The organism is Vreelandella aquamarina (assembly GCF_020075495.1).
GTDB classification, from domain to species: Bacteria; Pseudomonadota; Gammaproteobacteria; order Pseudomonadales; family Halomonadaceae; genus Vreelandella; species Vreelandella aquamarina_A.
Window position 1 is genome coordinate 321,127 of the sequence record NZ_JABYQT010000004.1, and the last position, 15,360, is coordinate 336,486.

Genomic DNA, 15,360 nt, shown 5'->3' on the forward strand with positions numbered 1-15,360 from the left:
ATGACCCAGACGACGTTTCTTCCCGCCAACGAGATTCGTGACCGCTTCTCCAAGGCCATGTCGGCCATGTATCAGGCAGAGGTGCCCCAGTACGGCACGCTGCTGGAGCTGGTCGAGCAGGTCAACGAGGAAACCCTCACCCAGCAGCCCGAGCTGCGTCGCCGCCTCGAAGCCCAGGGTGAGCTTGCGCGCTTGAGCGTCGAGCGCCACGGCGCCATCCGGGTGGGCTCGGCCGACGAGCTTGCCATGCTGCGGCGCCTGTTCGCCGTCATGGGCATGTACCCCGTGGGCTATTACGATCTTTCGGAAGCGGGGGTGCCGGTGCACTCCACGGCGTTCCGGCCCATCGAGGATGAGGCGCTGGCGTGCAATCCGTTTCGCGTGTTCACCTCGCTGCTGCGCCTGGAACTGATCGAAAGTGAAACCCTGCGCCAACGGGCCGAGGAGATTCTGGCAAAGCGGGACATCTTCACGCCCACGGCGCGGCAACTGATCGAGCAGTGTGAAGCCCAGGGCGGGCTGAGCGCCGAGCAGGCCGACCAGTTTGTCGAAGCGGCGCTCGAGACCTTCCGCTGGCACCAGGACGCCACGGTGGATCTGGACACCTATCAGGCACTGCACGACGAACACCGCCTGATTGCCGATGTGGTGTGCTTCCGCGGTCCGCATATCAATCACCTGACGCCGCGTACGCTGGATATCGACGAAGTTCAGCGGCGCATGCCGAGTGTGGGCATGAATCCGAAAGCGGTCATCGAAGGCCCGCCGCGCCGCGAGTGCCCGATCCTGCTGCGCCAGACCAGCTTCAAGGCGCTGGAGGAGTCGATCCGCTTTGCCGGCGACGCCCAGGGCACCCACACCGCTCGCTTTGGCGAGATCGAGCAGCGCGGCATGGCGCTCACGCCCAAGGGCCGCGCGCTTTATGACCAGCTGCTGGGCGAAGGACGCAAGCAGGCAGCGGGGCTGGACAACGAGGCCCACCAGGCGGTCATGAGCAAGGTATTCGCCGCCCTTCCTGATGACGATGCAGCGATGCGTCGTGAGGGGCTGGCCTACTTCCACTACCACCTCACCGAGGCCGGCAAGGCCGCTGGCGCCCAGGCCGATACCGATATCGAAGAGCTCCTCGAGAAGGGCCTGGTGGAAGCACAGCCGATTACCTACGAAGACTTCCTCCCGGTCAGCGCGGCGGGCATCTTCCAGTCGAACCTGGGCGGCGGCGAGAACGCAGCCTATGCGGGTAACGCCAACCGTGAAGCGTTCGAGGAAGCGCTGGGCGCGCCGGTCACCGACGAGCTTGCCCTGTACGCCGAGCGCGAGCAGGCGTCCAAACAGCGGGTGCTGGCAGCACTGGCAGGCTGATCGCTCTGCATTCGCATGTCTGGTTCAACGTTCAGGCTGCCATGGGGCAGCCTGAGTCGTTTATGGCGGGGGCTCGGGAGGCGAAGCGGCAGACGCACACGCCACGATATGCGCAACGAACCGGCGCACCTTGCCAAGCTCGCCCAGATGCTCGGGGTAGACGAGATAGTACGCGCTTTCGCTGTGCAATCGGTGCGGCCAGGCGAGCGTCAGCCGGCCAGCGGCCAGCTCTTCGTCGACCGTGAAGTGCGGCACCAGCGCCACGCCGCCGCCGGCCATGGCCGTGCGCACCAGCATGGGGAAGGTTTCGAACCGAGTGCCGTGATAGCTGCGGTCGGTAGCGATGCCCTGGCCTGCAAACCAGTGGTGCCAGGCATCCGGGCGGGTGGACAGATGCAGTAGCGAAAGCGTTGCCAGATCGCTTGCCGTCTCGATGGGGTGCTCGTCCAGTAGCGAAGGGGCGCACACCGCCACCATCTCTTCGTCCACAAGCTTGTGACAGGCAAGGTCGGGCCAACTGCCGTGGCCGTAGAACAGCGCGATGTCGATATCCTGCTGTTCGAGATCGAAATCTTCCACGCGATCATGAAACTCCAGGCTGATGCCCGGGTTCGCCGAAAGAAACGCCGGCAGCTTGTCTGCCAGCCAGCGGCTGCCGAAGCTGGGCAGCGTCGCCACCTTGAGCACTTCGCTGTTGCCGCTGTAGGTCATGATGGTGTGGGTCGACATCTCGATCTGTGCGAGCACCTTGCGCACGTCGCTCAGAAAGATGGCGCCCTCCGGTGTCAGCAGAAGGCTGCGCCGTACGCGGCGAAACAGTTTGTGCTGAAGAATCGATTCGAGGTGAGCGACCTGCTTGCTCACGGCACTCTGAGTCAGGCTCAGCTCGTCCGCCGCCCGGGTAAAGCTCATATGGCGGGCGGCCGCTTCGAAACACTGCATGGCGGCGGTCGACGGAAGATTACGTGAGGCCAAGCGGGGAGCTCCTGATAACCTGTGAACCGCCCCGGTGGCGCTGCACCGGGGCGATGTAAGGGGGCGCTCATGGTTCATGACGCAAGCGGCTTTGCGTCCTGAAACGTATCCCTGCGGCGCGACTGCCACCACCCAATCAGGGCCATGGCGAGAAGGCCCAATCCGCTGGTGAGAAGTTCGGGCACGACCATGGCAAGCCCCGCCGCCAAGAGTACCAGACGCTCCCAGACGCGGGAATCGCGAACGAAGTAGCCAAGCAGAGCACTGCTGACGCCCATGATGCCCAAAAGTGAGAAGATCAAGGCACTGATCAAACCAAGCGGTGTCGGGTCGACCATCACCAGCATCGGGTTGTAGATGAACGCGTAGGGGATGATGAACGCCCCGATGGCAAGCTTGACGGCGGTGAAGCCGGTCTTCATCGGGTTCGCCCGGGCGATGCCGGCGCCGGCGAAGGCGGCCAAACAGACCGGGGGTGTGATATCGGCGATGATGCCGAAATAGAACACGAACAGATGCACCGCCATGGGCGGCAGGCCGAACTCGTTGATCAGCGCCGGGGCGGCAATGGTGGCGGTGACCACATAGTTGGCGGTGGTGGGAAGCCCCATGCCCAGTACGATACAGGCCACCATGGTGAACAAGAGTGCGAGTATCAGCACGCCATCGGCCAGACTGATGATGCCGGCGGCGAACTTGGCGCCCATGCCGGTCATGCCCACCACGCCGGCAATGATGCCCGCACAGGCCACGGCGGCGATGACCGGCAGGGCCACGCGCGCGCCCTGTTCGAAGATATTCAGAATGCCCTTGAGCGACGGGCGCGTCTCCTTGCGCACCAGGCTCACGGCAAAGGCGCAGGCGATCCCCAGCAAGGCGGCTCGTTGAGCGGTGAAGCCAACGCTGATCGTGGTCACGATGACCAGCAGCGGCAGCAGCATGTAGCCCTTTTCCAGCATCAGCTTACGCTTGCTCGGCAGCTGGTCCTTGGGAAGTCCCAGAATGCGGTGACGCTTGGCTTCGAAGTGAACCCCAATGAAGATGCCGGTGAAATAGAGAATCGCCGGAATGAGCGCGGCGAACATGATCTCCCGGTAGGAGACACCGACGTACTCCACCATGATGAACGCCGCCGCGCCCATGAGCGGCGGCATGATCTGCCCGCCGGTAGAGGCCGAAGCTTCCACGGCGCCGGCCACCTCGGGCTTGAAGCGCGCGTTTTTCATCATCGGAATGGTGAACGAACCCGAGGCCACGGTGTTGCCGATGGAGCTGCCCGAAATCATGCCCTGCAGCGAGCTTGCCATGACCGCCGCCTTGCCGGCGCCGCCGGTAAAGCGGCCGGTAACGGCAAACGCCAGGTCATTGAAGAAGCGGCCTACGCCGGTGTGCATCAGCACCACGCCGAAGAACAGGAACAGGAAGATGAAGCGAGCGGATATCTGCAAGGGCGTACCAAACACGCCGCTTTCCCGGAACCACAGGTAGGGCGACACCTGCTCGAGCGAGAACCCGGAATGGGAAAGCAGAGGGCTTGGGATGAGATTACCAAATAGAGCGTACAGGATGGCAAGTGCCGCCATCACGACGATGGGCATGCCAACGGTGCGGCGGGTGGCCTCGAGCACGAACAGCACGCCGAGCGCGGCAATCGTCAGATCGAGGGTCGAGTAGCCCGTGACACGCGCCCGCAACACCTCCTGATAGAAGATGATTTTATAGTAAGCGGCAAAGGTGGCCACGAAGGCCAGCACGATATCGTACCAGGGAACGCCCTGGCGGGTGGGCGCACTCCGGGTGGCCGGAAACAGGATGAAGATCATCCCGAGCGCCATGCCAAGATGCACCGCGCCCTGCTGCTGTGACGGCAGCGTGCCAAAGTAGGCGGTATAAAGATGAAAACAGGTCAGCGATACGCCCATCAGGGTGATGAGCCACGCCCATTTGCCTAGCTGTAGCGGCGAGCGTATCTGAGACTCGCGGTCGTACTTCTCTAGAAGCGATGCTTCGTCAGGGGTTTTTTTTTATCCACGATCAAACCTCATGCGGATGGCGCCGCCGGCCCAAACCGGCGGCGGTCAGAAAGAATCAGTCGGCAAGGTCGCTCAAGCTTTCGATGTTGGAACGCTCGCGGGTGACCACCTGGATGACTTCGGGGTAGATGTGACCGATAAAGGCAACGTTGTCGATCGCACCGCCATCGAACTCGCCACGGCCTTCGATAGCATCCTGAGCGGGCGCGTGAACCGTCATGCCCAGATCCATGCGGTTGTCGCGGATGCTGACCAGGTTCTCGATCGAAGCGCCGGTTTCGATGTTGGTAAAGTTCTGGCCGTCCAGATAGCGGTTCCAGATAGTGGCCATTTCACCGCCCAGCGGGTAGTAGGTACCGCCCTGGCTACCGGTGCCCAGAACATACTCACGCTTGGGTTCGACATCGCCAAGCTCGGCCACCGGGTTGTCGACGGTAAGACCCTGCTCTTCGTAGTAACGCTTGGCACCCGGGTGGATGGGCAGGCCTTCGGCGCCGTTCAGCGCATTTTCCAGCGTGATGAAGGCGGACTGGGCGTGGGTGTTCTCTTCGGCGTGTTCGTGCATCAGGCGTGCAAGCTCGTAGCCGAGTTCTTCGTCGATGGTAGTGGTATTGCCCACCAGAACGGCATAGGCCGTGATGGTTTCGACGTCCTCGTCTTGGAAGGCGTAGCTTCCAGCCGGGATCGTGAAGCGCCGGTAGGCACTGTTGGCTTCGATATAGTCGATCGCCTCGTCGCTCAGGCCCAGCAGGCGAACATCGCCACTGGAGGCCTGCAGGTTCTCGATACTGCCTGACGGCAGCCCCAGAATGCCGATCGAGATATCGATGTTGCCATCCTGTACCCCGTCGAGCGCCGCGCCAAAGCCTTCCTGGTAGGTGTTGTACTTGTCGCTGCCGATGCCATAGGCGTCGAACAGGAGCTGGGAGACGCCCTGGGTGGTACTGGCGGGCGGGCCGATCGCGATATTGGGCTTGCTGTCGCTACCGCATCCAGCAAGTAGAAGACCGGCACTCAAGCCACAGAAGACCTTGGACAGGGAAGGCTTCATATTAACTCCTGCTATTAGATTATTTGGAATGATTCAGTGCCGCCCACGGTGGTGCAAGGCCTGAGCTTCAGGGGAAAAGCGGCCAGACACGAGCGGAAAATGGACGGGCTATTGTTCACATACGCAGCATCACAGACAAAAGAAATTAAGTTGCGTATGCATTCCATTTTCTCATGGTTGAAGTGGGAACGGATGATCGTTTGGCTAAAAAAGGCTGTCTTGGACAATACCAGGGCTTCACGCACCTTGTGATAATACGGTTAGGCGTGTGCTGGCCTTCAGAGAGAAGGGGGCAGGCTGAAGCGATCATATTCAGCGAGGGAATGCATGGCCTCACTGAGGCCATGCAATATTCTGGGCGTTGAACGGGCCTGATACCTACTTGATGATGCCCTGCTCACGCGCCATCGCATACGCTGCCTGGGGGCCGTTCCAGAGCGAGGGCAGCAGAATCAGCGAGACCGGCACGGCGGTGATCACGATGAATTGCTGGAGGGCGGCGATCTGGCCTTCGCGCATGGCCAGAAGCACCGCGGCCATGATCGTCATGATTACGCCCCAGAAGGCGCGTAGAAACGGGCTGGGCTTGTCGTGGCCAGCACCGACCATGGCGATGGAGTAGCTCATGGAGTCGCCGGTGGTGGCCACGAAGATGGTGGTCAGCAGCAAAATCGCCAGCGCCATCCAGGTGCCGCCGGGCAATGCCTGGGCCAGACTGAGGGTGGCAATGTCGAACTGGAAGTTCGTGAGTGCCTCGGTCAGGTCGATCACGCCGTTCAACTGGTAATAGATGCCTGAGCCACCGAGCAGCGTGAACCAGACCGTGGTGGCGATAGGCGCGATGACCGCCACGGCCAGAATCATCTCGCGAATGGTGCGCCCGCGGGAAATGCGCGCCACGAAGATCGCCATCAAGGGCGCAAAGGCGATGAACCAGGCGTAGAAGAACACGATCCACCACTGCAGCCACTCCGCCGGCGCGGTTTCCGCCGTCATGGTGACCATCTTGAAGAAGTCGCCCATGTACGTGCCCATGCCGGCAACGTAGCTGTTGAACAGAAACAGCGTTGGCCCGAACAGAAAGATGACCGCGCCGATGCCCAGCGCCAGCATGACGTTGAAGCGGCTCAAGAGCTGCATGCCCTTGTGCACGCCGCTGACCGCGGAAAGCACATAGACAAGACCCAGCGCCACCAGCACCGCAAGCCGTGTCACGAACGTGTTGGGCAGCCCGAACAGTACCTCTAGGCCATGGCTGACCTGGGTGGCCAGAAAACCGACCGGCCCGACGGTGCCCGCCACCACCGCCAGTATGCAGCAGGTATCCACGACGCCACCCAGCGGGCCACGCATCAAGCGCTCGCCGAAGATCGGGTAGAGCAGGGTGCGCGGCTGCAGGGGCTGGCCTTTCACGTAGTGGGCGTGGGCCAGCACGATCGCGGTGAGCGAGCCAAGAATCGCCCAGCCGACGAACCCCCAGTGGGTGAACGACTGCGCCAGCGCCCCGGGCACCGCGGCGGGAACCCCTGGTTCGGTATCGAAGGCTGGCGGCACGTTCACGAAGTGATAGATCGGCTCGCCGGCGGCGAAGAAGACGCCTCCACCGCCCAGCAGCGTACACAGGATGATCGAAAGCCACTTGAAGGTACTCAGCTCCGGTGCCTCCAGGTTGCCGATCTTGGCGTTGCCCGCCGGGGTCAGCGCAAGCCCGATGGCGATGAAGAACGTCAACAGCATCAGAAACTGGAAGTAGGTACCGAAGGTCAGCGCGCTCCAGGCAAAGCCCCGACTGATCGAGTCGGCGACAAGGTCCAGGTCGTAAAGGGAGAGCGCGAGAAAAAGCACGATGAAGCCAATGCTTAGCGTGAGTACGATGGGATCGCCAAGCGAAGAGCGCGTCTGGCGGTCGGCATCAGGGGCCGATTGAGTCATCAAAATACCTTTTGGGTGGCGAGAGGAGCGGCGCCCAAGCCTGCAAGAAGGGCATCAAGAAGCGTGATACCGCCGAAAGGCGCGGTATACAGCTAAAAAAAAGCGCCATTCATTGAATGGCGCGAGGACAGGAAACTGTAGCCAGTATATCGCGGCTATAGACCAAAGTCTAACGTGTTTGCTCGTGGTGCCTGCAACCCTCCTTCTGCACCAATAGCGTGCCTGGGTGGCGAGGGCTAGCCTTGCTATGTCTATTAAGCGGTTGAAAAAAATACATGAACAAAAGACTGGCCGCATTGCTGCAAGCAGCCTTGCAACGTTTTGTATACAAGGCTCTTGATGATGACATCGATACTCGATTCGCAAACGACCTGTCACCGGCTGATGGCTGGCGCACTCGCCTCACTGCTGCTCTCAGGTAGCGCCAGCGCTGCGCCAACGCCTGTCCGTTTTCAGCTGGACTGGCGGTTTGAAGGGCCGGCAGCGCCTTTTTTGATGGCAGAGCAGAAAGGCTATTTCGAGCAAGAAGGGCTCGATGTTGAGATCGACTCGGGCAGCGGGTCGGCCGGGGCTATCAACCGCGTGGCCTCGGGGGCTTATGAAATGGGCTTTGGGGACCTGAATGCACTGATCGAGTTTCTGGCGGAGAATCCCGACGGGCCGGGCATTCAGGGAGTATATGTCGTTTATGACGGCACACCGACCACGGTGTTTGCCCTCAAGGAGAGTGGTATCGAGTCGCCCTCGGATCTGGTAGGCAAGCGCATTGCGGCGCCTGCCTTTGATACCGGCTACCGGGCCTGGGACATCTTTGCCGCCGCCAATGATCTAACAACGGATGCCGTCGAATGGCAGAACGTCGATCCTGCGTTGCGCGAAACGTTGCTTGTCCGAGGCGACGTGGATGCCATTACCGGTTTCTACTTCACCAGCCTTCTCAACCTTGAAGAGCGCGGCATCGGTGAAGACGCGCTTACCATCATGCCGTTCCCCGAGTACGGTGTGCCACTTTACGGCAATGCCATTATCGTCAGTGAATCCTTCGCCGAAGAGAATTCGGAAGCCGTGCAGGGGTTTCTTCGGGCATTCAATCGTGCGCTCGAAGAAACGCTCCAGGATCCGGCGGCGGCCGTGGCGTATGTCAAGAACCGGGACGGCCTGATCGATACGGCCATGGAGACTCGACGCCTGGAGCTTGCGCTGCAAAGCGCAGTGGATACCCCTGACGCCCGTGAAAATGGCGTAGGCGAAGTAGATGAACAGCGCCTGCTGGAGGCCATTCAACTGGTCGCCGACGCCTATGATTTGCCTTCCATGCCGTCACCGGATCGCGTGTTTACCTCACGCTACTTGCCGCCGGCTGACGAGCGCATGCTGCTGGAGACGCCATAGATGTCGTCAGCCTTTGTCGCTTTTGAGGATGTAAGCCTGGCCTACGACGGGTCGGGCAATGCCATCGAGCATATCAATCTGAGTATTCACGAAGGTGAGTTTGTGGCCTTCGTAGGGCCTTCCGGATGTGGGAAATCCACCTTCATGAAACTCTGTACCGGCCTGCATGCCCCGACTCGGGGGCACATGCAGGTAGATGGCAGCCCGGTTACCGGGCCGCTGAAGATTTCCGGCATGGCTTTTCAAAACGCCAACCTGCTGCCCTGGCGCACGACGCTTGATAACGTGCTGCTGCCGCTGGAAATCGTCAAGCCCTACCGTCACCAGTTTCGCAAACGGCGCGACGAGTTCGTCGGCTGGGCGCGCAAGCTTCTACGCACCGTGGGGCTGGCCGAGCATGAGGATAAATACCCCTGGCAGCTTTCCGGCGGCATGCAGCAGCGTGCCTCCATCTGCCGGGCGCTGATCCATCAGCCTCGGCTTCTGATGCTCGACGAGCCCTTTGGCGCCCTGGACGCGTTCACCCGTGAAGAACTCTGGTGCGTGCTGCGCGATCTTTGGGAAGCCCAGCGCTTTACCGTCGTGCTGGTGACCCACGATCTGCGCGAGGCGGCCTTTCTGGCCGATACGGTCTATGTGATGAGTCGCCGCCCGGGCAGAGTGATCGAAAGACGCGCCATTTCGCTTGCGCGCCCGCGCCCGCTCGAAATGACCTATGAAAAGCCCTTCATCGATCTGGTGCAGTCACTGCGCGCCCAGATCGGTGACGTGCGCAGCCATTGAAAGGGGGCCTTGATGAATCCATCGAGAAAGCGCGTCGAGCGTCTGGCACCTTGGGCCGCGGTGGCGGTGCTGGTGGCCGTGTGGGAGATGCTCGTTCGACTGTTTGACGTACCCAGCTTCATCTTTCCAAGCGCGCTTGAAACCGCCCAGGCGCTGCTCACCTATTCCGGCCCCATCGCGGCGCACTCCTGGCAGACACTCTGGACCACGCTGATCGGCTTTGGCATTGGCGTCGCCGTGGGGCTGGTGCTGGGCTTTATCATTGGCTCCTCGCGTTTTCTGTACAACGCCTGCTATCCGCTGCTGGTCGGTTTCAACGCCATTCCCAAGGTGGCCTTCGTGCCGATTCTGGTGGTGTGGTTTGGTATCGGCTCGATTCCCGCCATCCTGACTGCGTTTCTGATCTGCTTTTTCCCTATCGTGGTCAATGTGGCCACGGGCCTTGCCACCCTTGAGCCGGAAATGGAGGACGTGCTGCGGGTGCTGGGCGCACGCCGTATGGATGTGCTCTTGAAAGTGGGCCTGCCACGTTCGCTGCCGTACTTTTTCGCCTCGCTGAAGGTAGCGATTACCCTGGCATTTGTCGGTACGGTAGTGTCGGAAACCGTGGCGTCCAATCAGGGAATCGGCTATCTGATGATGAGCGCGGGCTCGCAGATGCGCATGGGACTGGTATTCGCCGGGCTGATCGTCATCAGCGCCATGGCCATGGTGATGTATGAACTGTTTGCCCTGCTGGAAAAGCGCATGACTGCCTGGGCCCACCGCGGCCAGCCGTGTTAATGCTTTTGAGCACCTACCAGTGATAAAGCAGTGAGGCGCTGGTGGTGTTATCCGTACGCTCGCTGGCGTCATCCGGCGGTTGCGAGTTGTGCTTGATCTCGTGGGACAGACGCAGCGACATGCGGGAGTTGAGCCGGGCGGTCAGGGCGGTGAGCGATCGGCCGGTGGTGTTCTCGCTGGTGTACTCCACCGACATCTCCTGTTCGATATCGGCGTAGTCGGAAAACCCCCAGCGATAGGCCAGGGCAGTGTAGGTCACGGCCAGTTGCTCGTTGTCGTCTTCACGCAACCGGTCATTGCGATAGCCCGGGCCTGCCTCCAGCGAGAGCGAATGCCGCGGGCTATCGAGCAACTGGCGGCCGTAGCCGCCGATGGCCGAGAGCTGCTGGTCGTAGCCGGCAAAGCGGTCCTTTTCCCAACGGGCAAAGCCGAACAGGTAGTGCGGGCCGCTGAAATCGAACCGCTCACGGCCGGCGATCAGGTACTGTTCGGCACTGGTTTCGCCATCCTTGCTGACGTTACGCACGTCGCCGCGCAGTGAATGGGTAAAGTCGCCGGTCAGCCAGGTCAACCGGGTCTTGCCAATCAGCGTCTGGCTGTTGGTATTGCCGGAAAGGTGGGTAAAGCCAAGCTCGGCGCTACCGCTGAAAATTGGCGCGTCGTCGGTAGGCGGAGGGGGCGCGTAAAAGGGGTTGGCAAGGGTGGCGCCTGATGACAGCAATATCCCCGTAAAAACGACAGTTCTTGATCCTGTGAGCACTCAACGCCTCCGTTAATGACACAAAAGTCGGCAATTACGCCGCTTTGCTGCGCATGTCATAATGACGCTGTCGCGCACCTAGAGTTCCGCCATGACCAACCCTCGTCCCCTCGCTGAACTGCAACGCTTTCGCCGTACCCGCGCCAAGCGCCGTTGGTACCGGCGAAGCTTTCGTCTACAGGTCATGTTGCTGGTGGGGCTTTTGCTGGCGGGCATGCTACTGGCTCAGGGCACATATCTCAATCATCGCAAGGCGGATATCATCAGCCACCAGATGGGCGAACGCGCGCTTGCCGTGGCAAAGACCGTGGCCGGCATGCCGCAGATCATCAACGCCTTTGACGCCCCGGACCCCACGATGATCATTCAGCCGCTGGCCGAGCGGGTGCGCCAGGAAACCGGTGCGCGCTACGTGGTGGTGGGCAATGCGCAATCGATTCGCTACTCGCACCCGGTGCCCGAACGCCTGGGCGAGATGATGGTGGGCGGCGATAACGACCAGGCACTGATTTATGGGCAATCCTACGTGTCGGAAGCGACCGGCACGCTGGGCACGGCCATGCGCGGAAAGACGCCCATCTGGGATGAAGAGGGCAATATCATCGGGCTTGTGTCCGTCGGCTTCATGATGGACCGGGTGGCGATGGATGTGGCGCGCTATACCAACCTTGGCTGGGCGCTGGTGGCGCTGATGATCGTGCTGGGCTTTGCCGGCGCATACTGGCTTTCTCAGCACTTGAAGCGCGTGATTCTGGGGCTCGAGCCCTACGAGATTGCTCGTCTGGCCATGGAAAAGGAAGCCATCCTGCAGTCCATTCACGAAGGTATCCTGGCGGTCAACCGCGATGGCCATATTACGCTGGTGAATCAGCAGGCCCGGCGCTTTCTCGACCTGCCCGATGAACACGTGCTCCTGGGCCAGCCGATTCAAGAGGTGGTGCCCAACACGCGCCTGCTGGAAGTGCTCCGCCACGGCGAGCAGGAGTTCGACCAGCAGATGTGGCTGGGCGATCACCCGACGGTGGTCAACCGGGTGCCGATTCTGCACGACGGTGAGATCGAAGGGGCCGTCGCCACGTTTCGCAGCCGACGGGAGATCATCGATCTGTCCCAGGCGCTGACCCAGGCCAGCCGCGACGTGGACATGCTGCGCGCCCAGGCCCATGAATTCTCCAACAAACTGTACACGATTTCCGGCCTGCTGCAGCTCAAGCGCGTGGAGGAGGCGCTGGCCCTGATTCATCACGAAACCGAACGCGCACAAAAGCAGATGAGCTTTTTGATGCGCCATGTGGCCGATACCGTGCTCAGCGGTACGTTACTGGGTAAACTGACCCGCGCACGCGAGCTGGGCGTGGCCATGGAGATCGACGAGCAGAGCTCGCTTGCCTGCCCGCTCACGGCGACCGGCCAGGAGGTAATGATGAGCGTCGTGGGCAACCTGCTGGATAATGCCTGCCACGCGGCGCTCAACGGGCCGAACGGGGACTCCCCCAAGGTACGGCTGTTTCTGACCGACCTGGGCGAGCAGCTGCTGATCGAGGTGGAAGACAACGGCCCCGGCGTGCCGGAGGCGCATGCCGAGTCGATCTTCCAGGAAGGCTTTTCGACCAAGGCCGGCAAGCACTGCGGCATTGGGCTGTCGCTGGTGGCGCGCCTGTGCCGCCAGCATGGTGGGGCCGTGACACTCGAGGAGAGCGAGCTGGGCGGGGCATGTTTTATCGCCGTGCTCGACCGCTCCCTGTGTGCGGTACCCTGATCGTTCAAACGACCCCGACTGCGAGGAAAACGTGATGTCTAAAGCGCAATACGGCATTTTGGTCGTTGAAGACGATTTCCGCATTGCCGATATTCACAAGGCGTTCATCGAGCAGAGCGAAGGCTTTTATATCGCAGGCGTTGCCCGCAACGGCAGCGAAGCCAGGGCGCTGATGGCCGAACGCGCGGCCAGCATCCACCTGGTATTGCTGGATGCCTACCTGCCCGACGTGGAAGGCCTGGAGCTTTTATGGGCGATCCGGCGCGACCATACCCACGTGGATATCGTCATGGTGACAGCTGCCCGCGAGGTGGAGACGATTTCCGAGGCACTGCGCGGCGGCGTGTTCGACTACCTGATCAAGCCCATTGAGGCTGCCCGCATGGGCCAGATGCTGGCACGTTTTCGGCGTGAGCGTGAGGTGCTTGCCGGGCGCAACGAATTGAGTCAGGACGAGCTGGATCACGTGTTTACCCGCCTGCAGCCTGGCGAGACGCCGCGCCCGGCGGCGCGTACCCTGCCCAAGGGAATCGACCGACTTACCCTGCACCGGGTCATCGAGGCACTGGCCGCCGAAGGCACACCGCTGACTGCCATGCAGGTGGCCCGCAGCATGGGCGCCAGCCGCTCGACGGCCCGGCGCTACCTGGAGTTTCTGGTGGCCGAAAAGGACGTCAGCGCAGCGCTTGGCTATGGCGATGTAGGCCGCCCCGAGCGGCGCTACCAGGTGCTCGATACCGCCCAGGTCTGGCTGGATGCTCCCTGACGCACGCGCAGCTGCTTGGAGCGTGAACAAAATGAACACAATGACCATAAAGAATCTTTTGCCTTTTATGGCCAGAAGCTTGTCGTTCAGGGCAGGGGTCTTCTAACGTTCGCGGCGTAACCACGACAAAATAACAGTGGGCCACACAACAACATTCAAATGTGGAGAACGCCAATGACCTCGCTTTCCTTGAAGCGCCTAGCCGTGCTTGCCCTGCCGATGGCCGCTCTGACGGCAATGACCACGACCGCTCACGCCCAGGAGTGGACGCCGAGCAAGTCGATCGAATTCGTCGCGCCGGCCAACCCGGGCGGTGGCTGGGATACCCTGGTGCGCACCGTCTCGCGCGTCATTCAGCAAGAAGGCCTGGCGGACAAGAACTTTGCCGCCATCAACGTCCCCGGTGGCGGTGGAGCGGTCGCCTGGGCACAGATCGCCCGTGACAGCGGCAACCCGCACAAGCTGTTCGCCACCAGCCCGCCGCTGATCCTGGTGCCGCTGGCCGGCGCTTCGCGCTATGACCACACCGATTTCACCCCGGTAGCACGCCTGATTACCGACTACTCCATCGTGCTGGTCTCCGCCGACTCTGAGTACGAGACCATCAATGACCTGTTCGATGCGCTCAAGGAGAACCCCCGTCTGAGCATCGGTGGCGGCAGCGCCCCAGGCTCCATGGACCATATCTCCATTGCTGGCCTTGCATCGGCGGCGGGCCTTGATGCCTCGAGCGTCAACTACATCCCGTTCTCCGGTGGTGGCGATGCCATGACCAACCTGATGGGCGGACATATCGAAGCGGTGATCACCGGCGCCGGCGAAGCGGTCGGCCAGCTGGGTGAAGGCAGCCAGATTCGTGCGCTGGGCGTTTCCGCCCCTGAGCGTCTGAGCGGCGGGCTTGCCGATGTGCCGACCTACCAGGAGCAGGGGGTGGATTACACCTTCGATATCTGGCGTGGCGTGATGGGCGCGCCGGACATGCCTGCCGAGGCGGTCACCTACTACGAAGACCTGTTCGCTGAAATGCTCGACACCGACGGCTGGCAGCAGGCGCGTGACCAGCTGGGCTGGATCGATGCCTATCAGAACAGCGAAGAGTTCGGTGTGTTTCTGGACGAGCAGCAGGAGCAGTTCAGCAGCGTGCTGAGCGATTTGGGCCTGCTGCGCCAATAATCACCTTATAGAACCATGCTGTACGTACCCGGTGGCCCTGTGGGCTGCCGGGTACGCCTGTCCGCGACGGTCCCGCGTGCTCACGGAGAACCCCAATGACGAAATTGAATACCAACCAGTGGCTGGCGATGGTGCTGGGGCTGTTCGCTGCGGCTTATCTGGCCATGGCGTGGCAGGTGCCCACGTTTCCGCTGCCGCGTCCGGTCGACTCCGACCTGTTTCCCAAGGTGCTGGGGGCGACCCTTCTGCTGCTCTCCTGCCTGCTGTTCTTTGAAAAGCCGGGCGCGATTGCCGGGGCCGATGAAATTGAAAACGACCCTACCGTTCGTGGGCCCCTGTGGCTGACGCCCTGGGCGCGGGTCATCGTCACGGCGCTGGCCATTGCCGCCTACGCCTTCTTGCTGGTGCCGCTCGGGTTCGTGCTGGCATCTACGATCCTGTGCGTGGGGCTGACTGCCTACTACGGCTACCGCCGCCACGGCGTGAACCTGCTGACGTCACTTGGCGTGGTGTTGGCGCTTTATCTCACCATGACCCGCGTCATGGATGTCTATCTGCCGACGGGCGTTCTGCCCTTCTAACGTGATTTCG

13 protein-coding genes are annotated in these 15,360 nt (G+C 61.6%); 8 read left to right on the forward strand and 5 right to left on the reverse strand.

Annotated elements, in window-relative coordinates; genetic code table 11:
• Positions 1-1,362 (forward strand): 2-oxoadipate dioxygenase/decarboxylase HglS, encoded by a 1,362-nt coding sequence (gene hglS / locus HW452_RS09010; protein WP_224105773.1) that lies wholly within the window; start codon positions 1-3, stop codon positions 1,360-1,362.
• A 60-nt stretch (positions 1,363-1,422) separates the two neighbouring features.
• Here hglS and HW452_RS09015 read toward each other — a convergent pair whose 3' ends face one another.
• The 4 genes from HW452_RS09015 to HW452_RS09030 all read right to left on the reverse strand — a co-directional run bounded on the left by HW452_RS09015 (position 1,423) and on the right by HW452_RS09030 (position 7,353).
• Positions 1,423-2,337, reverse strand: a complete 915-nt coding sequence (locus tag HW452_RS09015) for a LysR substrate-binding domain-containing protein (RefSeq protein ID WP_224105774.1) — start codon at positions 2,335-2,337, stop codon at positions 1,423-1,425.
• Between the two features lie 74 nt (positions 2,338-2,411).
• Positions 2,412-4,307: a TRAP transporter permease gene (locus HW452_RS09020; RefSeq protein ID WP_224105862.1), complete on the reverse strand. Its 1,896-nt coding sequence runs from the start codon at positions 4,305-4,307 to the stop codon at positions 2,412-2,414.
• Positions 4,308-4,425: 118 nt separating this feature from the next.
• Positions 4,426-5,421, reverse strand: coding sequence for a TAXI family TRAP transporter solute-binding subunit (locus HW452_RS09025; RefSeq protein ID WP_224105775.1), 996 nt, complete (start codon positions 5,419-5,421; stop codon positions 4,426-4,428).
• A gap of 378 nt (positions 5,422-5,799) precedes the next feature.
• Positions 5,800-7,353, reverse strand: coding sequence for a BCCT family transporter (locus tag HW452_RS09030; RefSeq protein WP_224105776.1), 1,554 nt, complete (start codon positions 7,351-7,353; stop codon positions 5,800-5,802).
• Between the two features lie 339 nt (positions 7,354-7,692).
• Between HW452_RS09030 and HW452_RS09035 the strand changes: the two genes are divergently transcribed.
• From HW452_RS09035 to HW452_RS09045, 3 genes are read left to right on the forward strand one after another with little or no spacing between them, the layout of a single operon-like run.
• Complete coding sequence (locus HW452_RS09035; RefSeq protein ID WP_224105777.1) at positions 7,693-8,745, forward strand: ABC transporter substrate-binding protein; 1,053 nt, start codon at positions 7,693-7,695, stop codon at positions 8,743-8,745.
• On the forward strand, positions 8,746-9,528 hold the full coding sequence (locus HW452_RS09040) for an ABC transporter ATP-binding protein (RefSeq protein WP_224105778.1): 783 nt from the start codon (positions 8,746-8,748) through the stop codon (positions 9,526-9,528).
• Positions 9,529-9,540: 12 nt separating this feature from the next.
• Positions 9,541-10,311 carry an ABC transporter permease gene (locus HW452_RS09045; protein ID WP_224105779.1) on the forward strand — a complete coding sequence of 257 codons (771 nt, stop codon included), beginning with the start codon at positions 9,541-9,543 and terminating at the stop codon, positions 10,309-10,311.
• Positions 10,312-10,324: 13 nt separating this feature from the next.
• On the opposite strand, the gene HW452_RS09050 is transcribed toward HW452_RS09045, so the two are convergent.
• On the reverse strand, positions 10,325-11,032 hold the full coding sequence (locus tag HW452_RS09050; protein ID WP_263433600.1) for a DUF481 domain-containing protein: 708 nt from the start codon (positions 11,030-11,032) through the stop codon (positions 10,325-10,327).
• A 130-nt stretch (positions 11,033-11,162) separates the two neighbouring features.
• Between HW452_RS09050 and HW452_RS09055 the strand changes: the two genes are divergently transcribed.
• The 4 genes from HW452_RS09055 to HW452_RS09070 all read left to right on the forward strand — a co-directional run bounded on the left by HW452_RS09055 (position 11,163) and on the right by HW452_RS09070 (position 15,350).
• Positions 11,163-12,830, forward strand: coding sequence for an ATP-binding protein (locus tag HW452_RS09055; protein WP_224105780.1), 1,668 nt, complete (start codon positions 11,163-11,165; stop codon positions 12,828-12,830).
• A 34-nt stretch (positions 12,831-12,864) separates the two neighbouring features.
• Entirely contained in the window at positions 12,865-13,596 is a 732-nt protein-coding gene (locus HW452_RS09060) for a response regulator (protein WP_224105781.1), read from the forward strand.
• A gap of 174 nt (positions 13,597-13,770) precedes the next feature.
• Positions 13,771-14,769, forward strand: coding sequence for a tripartite tricarboxylate transporter substrate binding protein (locus tag HW452_RS09065; protein WP_224105782.1), 999 nt, complete (start codon positions 13,771-13,773; stop codon positions 14,767-14,769).
• A 95-nt stretch (positions 14,770-14,864) separates the two neighbouring features.
• Complete coding sequence (locus tag HW452_RS09070; protein WP_224105783.1) at positions 14,865-15,350, forward strand: tripartite tricarboxylate transporter TctB family protein; 486 nt, start codon at positions 14,865-14,867, stop codon at positions 15,348-15,350.
• Positions 15,351-15,360 lie beyond the last annotated feature (10 nt).